The 16,995-nt window shown below is 58.5% G+C and carries 10 protein-coding genes; 4 read left to right on the top strand and 6 right to left on the bottom strand.

The window, feature by feature from the left end; all coding sequences use genetic code 11:
- The first annotated feature begins 249 nt into the window (after positions 1 to 249).
- Positions 250 to 1,337 (top strand): IS3 family transposase gene (locus HLG70_RS14450; protein ID WP_213697179.1). Its coding sequence is split into 2 segments (ribosomal slippage): positions 250 to 502 and positions 502 to 1,337, totalling 1,089 coding nucleotides; the frame shifts between segments, so codons are not numbered across the junction.
- A 495-nt stretch (positions 1,338 to 1,832) separates the two neighbouring features.
- Here the strand turns inward: HLG70_RS14450 and HLG70_RS14455 are convergent.
- Positions 1,833 to 4,814: a UvrD-helicase domain-containing protein gene (locus tag HLG70_RS14455; RefSeq protein WP_171664120.1), complete on the bottom strand. Its 2,982-nt coding sequence runs from the start codon at positions 4,812 to 4,814 to the stop codon at positions 1,833 to 1,835.
- 499 nt (positions 4,815 to 5,313) lie between these two features.
- On the opposite strand from HLG70_RS14455, the gene HLG70_RS14460 reads away from it, so the two are divergent.
- Positions 5,314 to 10,248 carry an AAA domain-containing protein gene (locus tag HLG70_RS14460; RefSeq protein WP_171664121.1) on the top strand — a complete coding sequence of 1,645 codons (4,935 nt, stop codon included), beginning with the start codon at positions 5,314 to 5,316 and terminating at the stop codon, positions 10,246 to 10,248.
- Positions 10,245 to 11,735: a hypothetical protein gene (locus tag HLG70_RS14465; protein WP_171664122.1), complete on the top strand. Its 1,491-nt coding sequence runs from the start codon at positions 10,245 to 10,247 to the stop codon at positions 11,733 to 11,735. Before HLG70_RS14460 ends, HLG70_RS14465 begins: the two co-directional genes overlap by 4 nt.
- A 401-nt stretch (positions 11,736 to 12,136) precedes the next feature.
- Here HLG70_RS14465 and HLG70_RS14470 read toward each other — a convergent pair whose 3' ends face one another.
- From HLG70_RS14470 to HLG70_RS14490, 5 genes are all read right to left on the bottom strand, one after another.
- Positions 12,137 to 12,385 carry a hypothetical protein gene (locus HLG70_RS14470; protein ID WP_171664123.1) on the bottom strand — a complete coding sequence of 83 codons (249 nt, stop codon included), beginning with the start codon at positions 12,383 to 12,385 and terminating at the stop codon, positions 12,137 to 12,139.
- A 48-nt stretch (positions 12,386 to 12,433) separates the two neighbouring features.
- The gene (locus HLG70_RS14475) at positions 12,434 to 12,847 is read right to left on the bottom strand and encodes a YidB family protein (protein ID WP_171664124.1); all 414 of its coding nucleotides are present in this window, start codon (positions 12,845 to 12,847) and stop codon (positions 12,434 to 12,436) included.
- A gap of 156 nt (positions 12,848 to 13,003) precedes the next feature.
- Positions 13,004 to 14,218 (bottom strand): lytic murein transglycosylase, encoded by a 1,215-nt coding sequence (locus HLG70_RS14480; RefSeq protein WP_171664125.1) that lies wholly within the window; start codon positions 14,216 to 14,218, stop codon positions 13,004 to 13,006.
- A complete protein-coding gene (locus tag HLG70_RS14485) occupies positions 14,215 to 14,931 on the bottom strand; it encodes an MOSC domain-containing protein (RefSeq protein ID WP_171664126.1) in 717 nt (238 codons plus the stop codon). Before HLG70_RS14485 ends, HLG70_RS14480 begins: the two co-directional genes overlap by 4 nt.
- Before the next feature lie 15 nt (positions 14,932 to 14,946).
- Positions 14,947 to 15,771 carry a ferritin-like domain-containing protein gene (locus tag HLG70_RS14490; protein WP_171664127.1) on the bottom strand — a complete coding sequence of 275 codons (825 nt, stop codon included), beginning with the start codon at positions 15,769 to 15,771 and terminating at the stop codon, positions 14,947 to 14,949.
- Positions 15,772 to 15,867: 96 nt separating this feature from the next.
- Between HLG70_RS14490 and HLG70_RS14495 the strand changes: the two genes are divergently transcribed.
- Positions 15,868 to 16,995: a GNAT family N-acetyltransferase gene (locus HLG70_RS14495; protein WP_171664128.1), complete on the top strand. Its 1,128-nt coding sequence runs from the start codon at positions 15,868 to 15,870 to the stop codon at positions 16,993 to 16,995.

Raw genomic sequence — 16,995 nt, forward strand, 5'->3', positions numbered from 1 at the left:
CACTTTTCAGCGCTGTCAGCTGAACTGTGGAGTTAAGCATAAGTTGGCAGTAATGCCTTCTTATGCTTAATTTCACGAATTGCCAAATTTTGGCTTGTCGAAAAAATATGGCAATAATAGAAAGTTTGGCCGCAAAAAAGGCGCTCCGAAATGGAGCGCCTTTTTTTATTGCGAGTAGCTGGGTGGGTAATCCCCCCGCAAAAGCGATGAGGTCAGAAGTAGAATTTTCTCGTTGAGGAGTTCTACCGCATGAAGAAGTCGAGATTTACGGATAGCCAGATCATTGAAGCCATCAAGCGCGTGGAGGCTGGCCTTGCTGTTCCTGATCTGTGCCGAGAGCTGGGCATCAGCTCGGCTACGTTCTACAAGTGGCGTTCCAAGTACGGCGGCATGGACGTATCGCTGATGGCGCGCATGAAGGAGCTGGAGGCCGAGAACGCCCGGCTGCGCAAGATGTACGTCGAGGAGAAGCTCAAGGCCGAGATCGTGACGGAGGCGCTAGAAAAAAAGTGGTGAGGCCATCTCGCCGCCACGAGATGGCCCAACGTGCAGTGCAGGATCGCGGCGTATCGATCCGGATGGCCTGCGAGGCGTTCAGCATCAGTCAGACTTGCTATCGGTATGTCGCCAAGGCGGACGCTGAGAACGAGGAGATCGCCAACTGGCTGCTACGTCTGACCGACAACCACCGCAACTGGGGCTTTGGTCTGTGTTTCCTGTATCTGCGCAATGTTCGAGGCTTCGGCTGGAACCATAAGCGCGTGTACCGGATCTATCGAGAGCTCGAGCTGAACCTGCGTATCAAGCCGCGCAAACGGCTGATACGGCAGACGCCTGAGCCACTGACCGTGCCCACCAACGTGAACCAGGTATGGTCGATGGACTTCATGCATGACCAGCTTGCCGATGGGCGCAGCATCCGCGTGTTCAACGTGATTGACGACTTCAACCGCGAGGCGCTGGGCATTGAGGTTGACTTCTCGCTGCCATCCGAGCGCGTGATCCGTACGCTCAAGCAGATCATCGGCTGGCGGGGCAAGCCCTTAGCCATTCGGTGCGATAACGGCCCCGAATACCTGAGCGCGGCAATTGTCGAGTGGGCCGGGGCATGGAGCATAAAGCTCGAATACATCCAGCCGGGCAAGCCGCAGCAGAATGCCTACGTCGAACGGTTCAACAGGACCGTGCGCTACGAATGGCTGTCTCAATATCACTGGGACGATCTGGACCACGTACAGCGCGTGGCCACGCAGTGGATGTGGTCCTACAATCACGAGCGCCCAAATATGGCTCTGGGCGGATTTACCCCCAAACAGCGGTTGGCCATGGCCGCGTAGTGTTCCTACTTCTGGCAATCGCTAAAAATGGGGGGATTACCGCTGAAGTCGCAGGCTATCGAACTTAGCCTGAATCGCCATGTCTACCTCAGGGTCCGAATGAGGCGTTCCGCGCTCGAACAACGGTAGCTTATGGACCCTCAACCTTCGCATCTTCGCCCTCATCTCGACCGACCAATGCCTCCAGTTCCTCATAGGCTGCTCGAAATTGAGCATCTTGGAGCTTTATGGCAAGTTCAAGCTCAGACTTGGCCCTGGCTAGAGTTCCTTCGAGTAATAGCCTTTCCGAATAGAGACTGAGCTCGAGTTTCGAAGTCGCTTCCTGCAACGCTCTCGCTCGACCAACCGATTTGCTTACAGCTTCCACTCCGTCGCTCACTGCTCGTAAGGCTCCATTGATTTTCTGGAAGATTCCGGGCGAAGGTGTCGGCTGTCCGGCCTGATGCACGCGTGCGCCACCAAGCTTGTCAAGACTGCGCGACGGCGTCCTAACTACTAATGTGCCCTCCCGCCCCCCGTCGCAGTTTTGGCCTTAGGCGGGCCTAGTGTATTCGCTTGACCAAGAGAGCTTGTAGCAACTGCTTTCTGCTTCGCCAACTGGTCTTGCAGCAAAGATAAAACCGTACCAATATCATTCAAGGGAGGACGGGGCGTCTGCGCGAGGCCGATAGCGGAAAACTTCATTTTTGGCTGACTCAATGACGCGACTTGGGCTACCGAAGCCTCCTCAACCCCATTCGGTTTGTACTTGCAGGAAGGAAAGTTGGAGCATGCGAGGAAGTCACCGTAACGGCCCGCCCTCGTCACTAATACACCTTGTTTACATGCGGGGCAGTTACGCTCCTCAATCACCTCGTAGCGCGCATTAGTAACCGCAACGGCCCCATCTGCTCTCAGTTCTTCGAGAAAGGTCGACCGTTTACCTCGAACCGTGAACATAGCCACCCCGCGCCGCGCCCGCGTCAAGGCAACATAGAACAAGCGGCGCTCTTCGCCCAGAGGATAGGAGTCGCCTGCTGGCATTGCCAACGCAAGGACGGGGTCATCCTCACGCGTGCTCGGAAAACTTCTCCCGCGCATTACGCTGAGCATTTCTGGAAGGATGACGTAGTCCGCTTCACCGCCCTTCGACCGATGAATCGTGTGAAACGACACGTCTAACCACTTCAAGAAGGGTGTCGAACGAGCAGGCATATACTGCTTTTCCGCCCTGTAGCGGCCCAAAATATAGACTGACACCTTTCCGTCTCGGCCAGGCGGAACCACCCCATCTTGAACGGCCCGACCTAGGTTGCTGAGGAACTCGTGAACGGCATCCATCAGCTCATTCTTATCATCGACCTGAATCGCCTGGAGAACGGGGCCCGATGCCGGAGTCTTCGAAGTCACCCTCTTGCCAAGCTGAGCCGGGTTTTTTGATACGAACTGACTGGACGCATCACACAGCGCTTGCGGACAGCGAAACGTCTGCTCGAGTTTAAGAATTTTTCCATCTCTAAACCATTCACGAAATCCGGTCATAACCGAAACGTCGGCGCCCGCAAATCTGTTGATAGACTGCCAGTCATCACCGACGGCAAAGAGGAATCGGCCTGGCCGCTTCACCAACGCGCGGCACAGCCTCGCCCGTGCGCGCGAAGCATCCTGGAACTCGTCCGCCATCACTAACTCGTATGGTGCGACGTACCGGTCGTTCTCCAAGTACGCAGCAGCAAGATTCAGCATATCCTCGAAGTCGATTCCACCCTCTGCACGCAGTGCAGCATCCCACGCCTTGATAACAGGTTCGATGAGGTCCAAGAACATCTGATGCCGGAATTTGAAGCAATCCTGGGGCATCAAATCAAGAAGTGCACGCAGTGCCTCCATCGTCAACGAATTGCTCTTGACATGAGAAATGAACGTGCGCACTAGACCTATCAGGTCGGAAGGCGTCATCGGCGCCTTCCCACCCAGCGGAATTTTCCGGTCAGGGTTAGGGTCGAGTGCAATCCCACGGCTCGTAAGTTCGTGCTCCAAGTGTGTGAAGGCTGCACCGACGCGGATTTGGTGCGACGTAGTTTCAACTAGCGAAGTCCCGCGCTCGCTGTGTAGTCGTCGCTTCCACTCCACCCCGGACACATAATCAGCAAAATGGGGAGGCGCATTGCCCTGCTCGTCGAGGGCGAAATGCTCGTGGTAGAGGTCTATCCCCGGATAGTAGAAATCAGGCCGGTATTGCCGATGCTCTGAATCCGCAGTCTTGAACTTGTAGTGGCTCTCGTACTGGTACTCCACTCCGTTATAGAACAGCCAATTCGCTATAGTCGCCTCTTCTTGGCTGCGCACTCGTTTGCCATCGACAGTCAACGTCCGGCCGGTACCCTCAGCATCCCATACGTCGGCGGAGCTACCACTTCCGAACTTCGGCAGGTCTCTCCCAAAAACAAATCGAAAGAGGTCCCATTTGGTCCGAAAAGATGGGTCGCTGTCCTTGAGCTGGTCGACAATATCGGTGAGCTTCTGGCATCCCGCGATGGCGTCGGTTGCCCACTCGGGAACATCTGGCTTTTCTCCTGTAGCCTTGCCGATGATGTTTAGACCTAACGAGTGGAACGTAGCAGTTTCGACCGAAACACCTTGCATACCTAGGCGCTCAAACGACCGATGAGCCCGCTCTGCGAGCTCTTCCGCTGCCGACTTATTGAATGCAAGCATGACGATTTGGCTCGGTAGCACAAAGCCACGGTGCACAGCATAAGCGGCCTTCGCCACCATTGTTGACGTCTTCCCGGACCCAGCAGACGCCACGGTTTGCACGCGATTGTCAAAGCAGATTACGGCTCTTGCTTGCTCTTCCGTCAGAGGTTTGCTTTCAACGGTGTCGAATAGGCTTTTGCAGAGCTCCAGCTCGGATATCGTATGCTGCTCATTGAATGCGCTCCAAGCAGCTCGATGGTCCTCCGCCCAATGTGCCAGCGTTGCAGACACTGACTGAACGACATGCCCAAACCGAGCCTGCACCTCGTGTTTCTTCAAGCGTCGGTTGATGGCTTGCAAGTCTACGGCTGGACGAACTCTTTCAAGTTCACGCTGCGTCTCGGAGGTGAACCAGCGCCGCGCTTCGCGGGCGGTGCTTTCTCGTGCCGATTTGTCGCGCAGCCAAGCTTCCATCTCAGCCTGGGCCTGCTGGAGAAAGGCAACGTCTTCGCGTAAGCGCTTTTGCGCCAACGCCGCATCGCGCGCTGCGTTCAACGTTTCCATCTCACCATTGGGGAGACCGTCGACCCTCAGCTCGCTAGGACGCCCTGGGTGCAGAGTAAAGTCCGACCAGAAATATCCGCGAGTAAAGCGGTAGGCCGTTTCTTCTTCTATGTTGACCCGGTAAATTTGACCAGTGATGGTCAATTGAAACTGCGCATCTTGGATGCGCAACACCCAATCTGGTGACCCAGTGAGATACCGCCCCCAAAGACTGGGGCTCCACTCGTTAACCATTCCACGGCCCTTCGATATGTAATGAAACGTCGTTGGCGCGTGTCACCGCAACAACCAGCATAAATAGTAACTCACTGTAATACGGGCAGAAGGCGGCCTGAAGACCGTGTGCATCCGGACTTTCCCTGCGGAAACGATATCTGCATAGCGTCGACAATTTTTGGTCGAAAGCGAACTTGCACAAATGCCTCAGTCAAATGACGATTTCAGCAATCTGAGTAGAAAAACACGCCATAGCGCGCCACTAACAATGTTTCATATGGCAACATATAGGAATACTAGCGGCTTGCTAGTGTCCTGCTGAGATAAATGTAAGAGCCAATCGAATATCTGAAATTTTCAGGATTCGAGTTGAGCCGCGTTGCAGTGCGGCGCAACGCAACGGCATCTGACCGCGAGATATGCCGTCTGGCCCACGTGGTTGACCTCCGCTTGACACTGGCAGACAGACAAGCATCGCGCCCGAAGTCATTTGACCGGCGCAAAGGAGAGCAACTCAGTGGAAATTCGCCTCATTGAGAAGGCCGGGGTACCAGCGTCGGAAATTGACGCTCTTCAGCGCATTCAGAAGGTATTCGACGCCTCGAAGTTCACTAAAGAGTGGCGTGGCTATGCTTCCTTCAAACTACCGCGTGGTGGTCCCGGTGCCGGAGACGACGACTTTGACCTCGTACTCGTCACGAATACGCATATCATCGTCCTAGAGTTGAAGAACTGGCGCGGCAACAAACTCAAGGCGCGAGGAGGAAATTGGTATGTTGACGGCCAACCCCGCGGCCGCTCTCCTGTTCCACTGGTCAACCTGAAAGCGAAGCGCCTCGGTACGACGTTGGAGACCCGCGTTGGAGCAGCCAAAAGACCTTGGGTGTTGTCTTTTGTAGTACTAACCGGGAGCATCAAAGAGCTCGACTTCTCAGAGGAACCGGGAGAAGCCAAGTCGACTCTCTCATTGGAAGCATTATTGGCTTGGTCGCAAGAGGCAAAGTATCGACAATGCATAAGTCAGCCATCGCGCATCAATCCTCTCGGCTTCTTGACTGCATACGACCTGTTCTTTGAAGGACAGAAGGGTCGGCCGGCTGGCTTCAATATCCATGGCTATCGCCCTGAAGCGCAAGCGCTTTGGGAACATCCGAAGAAGCTCTATGCAGAATTCCGAGCTAAAGAGACGCAGGACCCGGACAAGCTTGCCTTGCTTCGTCAATGGGATTTTGGTGCGTTGGGCAGCGAGCTCATAGGTGAGGGTGAGCGTGGATTCATCGGCCTCCGTGAGCAGCGCGTCTTCGAGCACGTAGAACCCCGGAACGAAGAACTTTCACGTAGCCTGCTACGGCCTATAGCTCGAATGGCAGAGGCCGACGTCACACGTGACTTTGCTGAACTCTATGCACTGCCACCCAAGGTGACGCGGCTCAGCGAATTTGTTAACTCCGGCTTACCCAAACTCACCTCGGCGGAACGTATCGTTCTGGTCAAAGCGATGCTACAGCGGTTCGCTGATTTGCATGACCTAAACGTCGCTCATCGCGATATTGGTGCTCATTGTCTGTGGGTCGAACGCCCGGCCAAGGTGGTTATCTCCGGCTTCCCTGCGGCTTATTATCCCACTATGACTACCATGGGCGCGTTCCGAGAACGCGTGCAAGTGGAGCGCTCTAATCTGCCGGAGGACGCCAATCAGTTAGAAGCGGCGACTCCCTTCAGACGCGACATCTATATGCTCGGCGTACTGGCACATTTGATATTGCATGGCGAACGCCCTGCCCGCATAGACGGACACTATGTGTGCGAATCGCGGGCATCGGATGCGTTCGACGGAGCGCTAGACACAGTACTGAAAAAGGCGCTTTCCCGCGAACCGAAGGACCGGTTCGAAACAGCGCGCGAAATGCTAGAAGCCCTGAACGAGGCTTCCAAAGGCGACAACGAACAGGTCATCGACCTTGCTGCGTTCGACGTCTATCGCGCCAAAAGTCGAGTGCGCGACTATCCTGAGGAAGGAGAGCCGCTCATTGACGACGATGACTTACTTGCCTTTCGCAGCACATTCGAAGGTGAACCGGTTCTGGTCAAAGAATGGCATGGCGTCGAGCCCGACCTGAAGCACCCAGACCAAGCTATTCGCCTACTATCATTCCTAGAACGGGCTCGCAACCTGCGGGCCGCAGCGTTGCCGGGTGTTGCTACAGTTCTTGATAGCGGATTGAGCAGACGCAGTCTGCTGGTGGTGCAACGCTGGGTGGAAGGAGAAACGCTGACGGAATGGTTGACTCAACCTCAGGAGCGGGACGCTAGACTGAGAATCGCGCGCGAGCTGACTAGCACCCTGGCTCAGATGCATGAGTTCGAATGGCCACACGGGGACATAAAGCCCGACAACATCATCATCACGCCTGTTGGCCAACCTGTCTACGTCGACATGTTGGATTTCAGAAGGTCTTCTGACGACGCCTACTCCACCGCATACCTGCCGCCAGACTATAAGACGCTTTCTCCTCTGGGCAGGGACCGGTACTCCCTGGCAGCAGTGCTGAACGAACTGCTGATACAAGGACAAGAGCAAGGTAGTTTGTTGGGACTCGAGCGAGTACAGGAAGAGATTCAGCAACTACTCACACAACGTCAAGTCTCGGCGCTTGAGCCGTTGCAGAGTGCTTTGGACGGCAAGGGGCAATCAACAGAGCTTCCTGACGTAGAACCCTATCGTGTCACCATTAGAGGATTATGGAGCACCGGAGTGCCTCCAGGAGAATTGCTTGGGGACAACGGATACTTCTATCTTTCGATAGAAAATTCTCGGAAGAACCATGGCTCCCGCCTGATTCATCTGACAGGCGCAACCGCCAAGATGACAGTGGAGTGGGAGACCGCAAAGCGCCGCTCGTCGTGGGTAACCGTCAAACCGATAGATTTGACTCAGCTCATCTGGGCACAGGAAAAATGTCTCGGGCGAATCCGTGCAAGGCTCGTCGTATCCGAGGGCGTCAGAAACGACGCCGCTGACCTAGAGCCATCATTGGAACTGTGGGATGAGCAGTTTAGCGACGAGGCGGCACAAGACGCGGAAGAATCGCTCGATAGTGATACAACCACCGAGAATATTGCATCTTCTCAGGGCGACGACAATGAAGAACAGCTAGCTCTGGCCACCGGTTCGAAGCTCGACATTGACGTCAAGGAACTTTGGCAGGCTTTACTCTCAGCAGAGGAAGAATCTCTGCCTGTCGCAACCGTTACGAGCGAAGCGCGGCGCAATCCTCAACGCGGACACCAAATACTGCTGCCTTGCGCTCTCGATGGTGCGGGATTCGACCCCGACATCGATGACCGAACTTGGGTTGAAAGGCTAAATGGGGAAGGCCAATGGCGTCGTTGCGGTGACCTGGAGCTGAGAGACACATCCCTCGGTGCCAACGCCGAACTCGCTATAGAGCGATGGAACGGCAAACCAGCCAAAGTCGGAGAGAAGCTGAGACTGCGCACCAATATGGAAAGCGCGTCGTTGACGCGCAGAGCCGCAGCGGTCGACCGCATCATCGAGGGGCGCTCCGTCGTGCCGGACTTGCTGGATTTCTTCCAGCCTGGCGATACGCAGCCACATCCGATGGAGTTCCATCGCCCCTCCGAAGAGGCATTGGATGCATACACGCAAGGCAACAAGAGCTTAAACGAGAGCCAGAAAGAGGCTTTCCGCAAGGCACTACAGTTCGGCCCCCTGAGCTTGCTTCAAGGGCCACCAGGCACTGGCAAAACCTGGTTCATCGCATCCCTCTTGCACTACCTCGTGACCAAAGAGGGGGCGCGCAGAATACTAGTGGTGAGCCAGGCACACGAGGCCGTAAATAACGCGTTGGAAAAAGCTCTGGAGTTGTTTGAAGGCAAAGGGGAAGTATTCGATGCCGTGCGGCTGGGCCACGAGTCTGTTGTGTCTGACACTATCCGTCACCTCCACTCCTCGTCCATCGAACAGTCCTATCGCGAGAGCTTCAAGGCAGAGTACAAGGAGCGCGTTGTTCGCCTTGGCACGGAGATGGGACTTCCCGCGACATTCGCTTCCGCTGCGGTGCAATTACACGTGAGTGTGGGGCGGCTGATTAACCAAATATCGGCATTGGTAGTGGACAAACCAGAGCCTCCGTCCGGAACGGACCATGGCGATGACCAGGAGCCGCCCAGTGAAGACCCAGCGGTGCAACGGGGCCGGCAACTGATGGAGACGCTGTTCGACATATGCAGTCACGACTATCAGTATGACATCGGTGAAAAACAACTCGGCGAAGTGCTGGATGACCTCTACGCGCAGTTGGCCGACTCGCACGAGATTCAATCACCACAAGCTATAGAGCGCCTTCGTCGCCTGTTGATTATGTCTGACGACTGGCTCAAAACTCTTGGCGAACCTGCTGCGAACTTTGTTGAGTTCTTGGCAAAATCACGAACGATTGTTGCTGGGACGCTCGTGGGCATCGGTCGCCGTGCAGCTGGCGTCATCCAGAACATGTATGACTGGGTGGTTATCGACGAAGCTGGACGCGCCGCGCCGAGTGAGTTGGCTGTAGCAATGCAAACAGGAAGACGAATTTTGCTAGTGGGTGACCACAAACAGTTGCCTCCCACGTTCGAACAAGATGTGCGCAATACCGTATCCAAGAAGTTGGGCTACGCCACCGAATCCCGCGCCTTTGCTAGCGACTTTGAGCGCGTCTTTGATTCTCCTTATGGCCTCACTGTTGGCGCCACGTTAAAGGAGCAGTACAGAATGGCGCCTACCATCGGGGAACTGGTGTCGGAGGTATTCTACGGCGGACAATTGGCAACAGGTCGCGGCGCTTCGTGGCTAGACACGAGTTTACTTCCCGCACCGCTGAGGCATGAGGTGTGCTGGGTCGACACCGCATCTCTTGGACGCAGTGCCTCAGAAAGCACCTCACCCGATAAGGTCGATTGCTGGAACGACGTCGAGGCCCGCGTCGTGATGGATGTCCTGCGAGCGTTGCTGCAGAATGCCGCACTCATTCGAGCCCTGAAAGAAGGGTTGCAGCCTGGCGACCCTATCGTGGGCATCATCTGCATGTATTCAAAACAGCGCGCGGTCTTAAATCGTCTAAAGAGCGAATCTCGCTGGATTCCAGCGGACCTGCGCCGATTGGTCAAGATAGACACGGTTGACAGCTACCAGGGCAAAGAGAATCGTATCGTGATTCTCTCGACCGTTCGCAATAACCCCCAACAGAACCCCGGATTCCTGCGAAGCCCGAACCGCATTAACGTTGCGATGTCACGAGCGATGGAACGCCTCGTGGTCGTAGGAGCCACTCCCATGTGGAAAGGTAAGAATGAGAACACCCCGCTGGGACAGGTGTTAAAGAAGATTGAATTATTGCGTGGCGCAGACCGTGCCACCATCGCCAAGGCACAGGAGTTCAGGGCATGAGCATCGACCAAGCCCTCTTCAATAGAATCACGTTCGCTCTGCCTGTGCAGCCGTTTAAGGTCACAGCCTTCATCTCTACAGAAGAGCGATTGCCCGCGGTAACGGAGTTTGTACTGCGACTTCTACACACATGCGGACAAGTGTCGCTCGCGGCTTTTCGTCAGTATTTCGGGTTCTCCGAAGCAGAGGCTCTAGCAGTCGTCGAAACGTTGGACCGTCAAGGTTACGTGACACTGACAGAAGATGAATTAACACTCAGCGAGGATATGCGACAGCGTTTCGAGGCATCACCCGACAATTACCCATGGGTGAGCAAACTGAAGCGTCGCACCGACGTGGTATTTTTTGACCTCTTGTCCTTTTCGGTGCTTGGACGGGCAGACTTCGCGTTCGCGACGGCCAACTGGGTGAAACTAAACCCACCACCCGGAATGCTCGGGAACAGTATAGAGCAGGCTCGTCGAGCGTATCGCGAGAGCTTTGTGCGCATCGAACGGGCTACTGCTCGCGCTCGCGGCGAGGAGCGTGAGCGCTCCTACGGCGTCCATTCAATTGAGAGCATCGACGCGCGCAAGCCCGGGTATATTCCTCTGACTGTGAGCCTAGAAGTCGATGCGAAGAACACGGTGACAGTTAAGCTGCCACACGAATTTGAAGCCGGGGCGAGCTTGGACCTGTTGTCAGAGTTTCGAGAAGGAGTGGCGGCCACTCTGGAGGCTGGTACTCACAATGGTGAAGACGGGTTGCAGAATTTTCTAGACATGTTCGGGCTGGACTTCCTCCGACCGTATGCGCCGGCAGCGGAGCTAAATGCACACAAATTGGCGGTCGACATAGAACGTGGACTAGATGCGCCTGCAGGAATTCAACCCATGTTTGGTAGTTTATACCTCCAAAGAAACCGTAATGTGGTGCTCGACCAGATTCATGAGGCTCGAGTCAGCCGCCGGGGAAAGCCAGTATTTCTTAGCTCCCTCAGTTGGCTTGCACCAAACTACGCCCTATGGGGACGCGGCGAGGACTTTAAGCAGTCGGTAGAATCGTTCAGAAAGGCAATTCGGAACACAGGCAAGGGTGACGACCTTTTCATATTCGACAGGGCCGACGAGCGTCAGGAGCACTCTGTAAGGAGCAAGTTTGCCGGCACGGGTCTGGTTGAACTCCACCTACTTAGGCACCAGCCTCCGTCCTCAAAATCCTGGCAAGACTGCCTGGAGCTCATTCTGTACCCTGGGCGCTTCGCAGTGGTCATGTTTCACGCGACATCGCCCTCAACCCCAGGTGCGTGCCTCCCATTCGGGTTCTTATCGACACAGCCAAAACATCTACGTATGGTCCATCAACTTATGGTTGATTCTGGAGATGGAAAATACTACGGCGGACGTTGGGCGCCGAGTCGTGATGGAACCCCTAAAAGAATGCAATCACTGTTCGAAGCCTGCACTTCTTTGGCGTACTCTGACATCCAGTTATCGTCTACTTCATGAAGCATTGCTGATGAGGCTTCAGTTGAGACTGATGGTGGTGGCGCCGGCGACTTGCTGCAGGCACATCGACTGACCCTGTCGTGCCTGTAGCCATAGGCTGGCACTTCTTGAAGAAATCAGAAACGCCCAAGAAAACAGAGAACATTTCCTTTTATTTTCATCCACTTAAACAAAACGACAGCTTATGGCTAAGATTTTCGCGAAGTGCCAGGATATGCTTTCATGGCCTCGGGCGTCGAGGCTTGCTCTGCCAGGCAACAATGACAACTTTTGGTTCATTTGATGCCAACTTTTCCCTAACGCCACATGAACCAAGAAATCCTCAAGGAAATCAAATCCTTGAGGATTTTTTTCGTCCATGGTGGCCAAACGGCGGTCTTTGCGGCGCCTGGATCACGGGCTCAGTTGCTGTTGATCCAGTCCTGCGTGCCCTGGATGAACCACGGCAGATTCAATGTTTCGCCCTCGCCCGACTGTATGGTCAAACGCTGACCCGACTGATTGGGGCCGCCATTCGCTCCCTGCGACGCAGCGGCCGGCTGGCCCTGGGCGTCCCAACCAGCATTCCGGGGCGGGTTGTCCGCGCACGCGGCAAGCGATGCGCACGCTGCCCCCAGCAAGACCAGCCGTAATGCCACACGAAAAATCATGGTGTTCTGTTTCCCAATGAGGCGCCAGCCGAAGGACTGAGCATCCCCTTACCCGCGATTGCCGAACAGGCCGGACAGCGAGGCCAGCAGATCGTTCGGATTGAATTGCTGGTCAGGCTGCACCGTGCCTTCGGGCGTCGCCTTGTCGACCAGCTGCGGCAACAGCGAAGACAGGGAGCCCAGCACGGAATCAGTGTCCTGTCCCGTCTTGGCGGCCAGTTCATTCACGACGCCGGGGTCCAGCACGGAGCCGAGCTGGTCCGGGCTGACGGGCATGTTCTGGCCCGTGCCCACCCAGGACGCGACGATCTCGCTCAAGCCGCCCTTCTGGAAGCTGGCGATCAGGCCGGTGAGGCCGCCTGGGTACTTGTTCAGTTGCTCGATCAGCGCGGGCAGCAGTGATGCCGATCCGCCTTGCTGATTGCCGCCGGCCATTGAGGCCAAGGTATCCAATAGACTCATCGCCGCGCTCCTGAAAAAAAAGTGGGAAAACCAGTATAGGCCCATGATTCGCGCCGCGCGTGTCATCCCCCAATACCGGTCGCCCCGACTTTGCAAAACTTGTAAATCGAGGGGTATGGCCATCCGGGTACAGCCACCGCAGGGGCCTTGCCCCGGTCAGCCCCCTCTTGGGGAGGCGGCCGATGCCTTCAGCGCCTTCAGCGCTTTCTGGCCCGCCCGGCCATCCGCCGGCAAGCCCAATTCCCGCTGCGCGGCCTGCAGGGCCTGGCGGGTCCGGGCGCCGATCATGCCATCGGGCTCGCCTACGTCGTACCCGCGGGCAATCAGCAGGCGCTGAAGCTCGCGCCGCTCCGCGCGCGACAGACCCGGATCGTCCGTGGGCCACGCTTGCACCAGGGGGCCGCCGCCGCGCAGCCGGTCCGACAGATGCGCGATCGCCAGCGCATAACTCTCCGCGGCGTTGTAGGAATACAGGGCGTCGAAATTGCGCGTGACCAGGAATGCCGGACCACTGCGGCCGGCAGGAAGCAGCAGGCCGGCCGGCACGTCGCCTGCAGGCAGGGCCTGGCCGTCTGCACGGGTCACGCCCAGCCTGGCCCAGGACGACATCGGCCGCTTGTTCTTGCGCCCCGCCCCCGCGGTATCCAGGCCCGCAGGAAGCTTGACCTCATAGCCCCAGGCCAGCGCGGGATTCCAGCCCGCGCGCTTCAGGAAGTTGGCGGTGGAGGCCAGCGCGTCGGGCACGCTGTCGACCAGGTCGCGCCGGCCGTCGCCGTCGAAATCCACCGCCAGCCGCAGATAGGTGGAAGGCATGAACTGGGTCTGGCCGAAGGCGCCCGCCCAGGATCCGACCAGGCGATCGGACGCGATGTGCTCGTCCTGGATGATCTTCAGGGTGGCAAAGAACTCGCCCCGGAAATAGGCTTGGCGCCGCCCGAAGCACGACAGCGTGGACAGGGAGGTCAGTAGCGGCCGGCCGCCCAGCGTGCGCCCGAAATTGCTTTCCACGCCCCACACCGCGGCGATGGTGGCCGGGTCCACGCCATATCGCGACGCGGCGCGCTCCAGTTCGGCCTGCCAGCGCGCCATGCCGGCCTGCCCGTCCGCCACCCGTTCGTCGTCCACCAGGCCCGCCATGTAGTCCCAAATGGGCGTCTTGAACTCCGGCTGGGCATCCAGCAGGTCGATCACGGCCATATCCGGCGCCAGGCCGGCGGTGTAGGTGTCGAAGGTCGCCCCCGAAACGCCGGCCTTCAAGGCTGGCGCGCGCAACTGCGACAGGCAGGCGGCAAAGGAGTCCGCGGCCAGGGCCGCGGGCGCCGGCGACATCAACGCGGCGCCGGTCAGCGCGAAGACCAACAGGGATTTCATGCTTGGGATTCCTTAGGGGGTGTCATCGCGGCATCGCCTTCGAGGCGCCGCGTCCAGTCTTCGACCTCGCCCGCGCGGGCGCGTTTCTCAAAGAGCGCGCGCCAGTTCGGCGACAGCTCGGGCAGGCTCGCCAGTGCGCGCAGCACGTCGGGTTCCAGCACGCGGCGGTTCAGGATGTCCTGCACCCGCGCCAGCGTCCATTGCGGATGCGGCCGGTCCTGCAGGGACAGGGTATCGCCCGCCGCCAGCCAGCCGGTTTGCAGCACGCGGTAGTACCAGCCGGTCATGCCGCTGGCCTGCACCTGGGCCGCCATGCCCCGCCTGCCAAAGCGGTGATCCAGCTTCCAGCACGGCTGCCGCGCCTGCGACACCTGGATCAGCGCCGTGCCCGCGCGATAGATATCGCCTACGCAGACGTCGCTTTCCGTCATGCCCGTCGTGGAGATGTTTTCGCCGAAGGCGCCGGGACCGCGGAGCACGGCGCGCTCGCCCAGTGCTTCGAGCCATGCGGGATAGTGGTCGCGCGCATAGTGATGCAGCGCCTTCTCGGGACCGCCATGAAAGCGGCGATCGGCCTGCTCGTCGCCGCTCAGGCCTTCCAGCCCCAGCCATTGGCGTTCGTCCACGGGGTGCTTGTCGATGCCGCTGTCGCGCCCGGAGTCCCCCAGCGGGCGCACCGTGCCGGTCAGCAGCGCGTCGATCGTAATGTTCATCTTGGTGCGTTCCGGTCAGTCGGCCTGCAGGGCGGCAAGCTCGGCGTCGTTGAATCCCGCGGCGCGACGCGCCTCCAGGTTGAAGGGGCCGCGCAACCGGGGCGCGCCATAAAGGCGGGCCAGTTCGGCGTAGCAGGCCACGGGCTCCCTGCCCGCTTGCGCGCATTGTTCCCGGTACCAATGGTTGCCGATGGCGACGTGGCCGATCTCGTCGCGCAGGATGATGTCCACGATGGCCGCGCTGTCCGCGTCTCCGGCGCCGGCCAGCTTGTTGCGGATCATGGGCGAGGCGTCCAGGCCGCGCGCCTCGAGCGTGCGCGGCACGAGCGCCAGGCGGGCGAGCAGGTCGTCGCGCGTCCTTTCGGCCATATCCCACAGTCCGTTGTGCGCCGGAAAGTCGCCATAGGCGTAGCCCAGCGCGGCCAGCCGCTGGCGCAGCAGATCGAAGTGATAGGCCTCTTCACGGGCGACGCGCAGCCAGTCCCGATAGAAAGCCTCGGGCATGCCGGCAAAACGCCAGATGATATCCAGCGCGAGATTCACCGCGTTGAATTCGATATGGGCCAGCGCGTGCAGCAGCGCCGCGCGCCCTTCCAGCGTGGCCATGGAGCGATGCCGGACCTGCGCGGGCGCGACCAGTTCGGGCAACGGCGGACGGCCCGGCAAGCCGTCCATGGGAGCGAATACACGCTCGCGATCCAGCTTTGCGCTATCCGCGATGGCGCGCACTTGCGCCAGCTTTTCCGGCCATGCCGTGGCGGCCAGGGCCGCCAGCGCTTGCGCGCGCATGCAGTTCGGACCGTTCCCTTGCGCTGCGGGGAGCGTATTGCTGCTGTCCATGATGATCCAAATCCCGGGCGGCCCGCAGGCGCCTCAAAACCCTGAAAAAGCCACGGCTTCAATGCCATGCGTTGACGGAGACTTTATCATTCGCTGATGGATTCCCTGCGCCTCACCATAGAAACCGACCTGTCCCGCATCGACGCCCGGCAATGGGACGCGCTGGCCGGGGACCAGCCCTTTCTGCGGCACGCGTTCCTGCGCGCCATGCACGAGACCGGCTGCGCGGCGCGCGAAACCGGCTGGGCGCCGCACTATCTTGCGTTGTGGCGCGACGAAACCCTGGCCGCCGCGACGCCGCTCTACCTGAAATCGCATTCTCGCGGCGAGTACGTGTTCGACCACGCGTGGGCCGATGCTTTCCAGCGGCATGGCATGCGCTATTACCCCAAGCTGCTGTCGGCCATCCCTTTTACTCCGGTGACCGGGCCGCGGCTGCTGGCGGCGTCCGACGAGGACCGGGCAACGCTGGTGCGAGGCCTGGTGGCCTTTGCCGAAGAGATCAAGGTATCGTCGCTGCACCTGCTGTTCCCGGCCGACGCCGACATGCGCGTCTTGCGGGATGCCGGCTTCATGATCCGGGAAAGCGTGCAGTTCCATTGGCTCAACGCGGGCTATGCGGACTTCGACGCATTCCTGGCCGCGATGAGCCACGACAAGCGCAAGAAGATCCGGCAGGACCGCAAGAAGGTCGCTGCCGCAGGCCTCTCATACCACTGGCTGCGCGGCGATGAGATCGCCGCCGGCGATCTGGACTTCTTCTATGAATGCTATTGCCATACGTATTTCAACCATGGCAACCCGCCCTACCTGAGCCGCGAGTTCTTCCGGCGCGCGCACCGCGAACAGCCGGACGCCTTCGTACTGATCCTGGCCAAACGAGATGGCCAGCCGGTGGCGGCGGCGCTGAACCTGGCGGGCGGCGACGCGCTTTACGGCCGCTACTGGGGCGCGACGGAATACGTGCCAGGGCTGCATTTCGAGACCTGCTACATGCAGTCCATCGCCTATTGCATCGCGCATGGGATCGCGCGTTTCGAAGGCGGCGCGCAAGGGGAACACAAGATGGCGCGCGGCCTGCTGCCCACCCCCACCTGGTCCGCGCACTGGGTCGCCCATCCGGGATTCGCCGAAGCGATCCAGAACTTCCTGGACGAGGAAACGGCGGCGGTGACGGACTACCTGGGCGAACTCGAATCCCACACGCCGTTCAAAGGCGCCTGA

It is taken from the genome of Achromobacter deleyi (genome assembly GCF_013116765.2).
Taxonomy (GTDB): domain Bacteria; phylum Pseudomonadota; class Gammaproteobacteria; order Burkholderiales; family Burkholderiaceae_B; genus Achromobacter; species Achromobacter deleyi_A.

Excerpts from the sequence above, each read along its gene's own strand:
- HLG70_RS14470 (WP_171664123.1), bottom strand. The coding sequence starts at position 12,385 with ATGATTTTTCGTGTGGCATTACGGCTGGTCTTGCTGGGGGCAGCGTGC.
- HLG70_RS14490 (WP_171664127.1), bottom strand. The coding sequence starts at position 15,771 with ATGGACAGCAGCAATACGCTCCCCGCAGCGCAAGGGAACGGTCCGAAC.
- HLG70_RS14480 (WP_171664125.1), bottom strand. The coding sequence starts at position 14,218 with ATGAAATCCCTGTTGGTCTTCGCGCTGACCGGCGCCGCGTTGATGTCG.
- HLG70_RS14455 (WP_171664120.1), bottom strand. The coding sequence starts at position 4,814 with ATGGTTAACGAGTGGAGCCCCAGTCTTTGGGGGCGGTATCTCACTGGG.
- HLG70_RS14485 (WP_171664126.1), bottom strand. The coding sequence starts at position 14,931 with ATGAACATTACGATCGACGCGCTGCTGACCGGCACGGTGCGCCCGCTG.
- HLG70_RS14465 (WP_171664122.1), top strand. The coding sequence starts at position 10,245 with ATGAGCATCGACCAAGCCCTCTTCAATAGAATCACGTTCGCTCTGCCT.
- HLG70_RS14495 (WP_171664128.1), top strand. The coding sequence starts at position 15,868 with ATGGATTCCCTGCGCCTCACCATAGAAACCGACCTGTCCCGCATCGAC.
- HLG70_RS14475 (WP_171664124.1), bottom strand. The coding sequence starts at position 12,847 with ATGAGTCTATTGGATACCTTGGCCTCAATGGCCGGCGGCAATCAGCAA.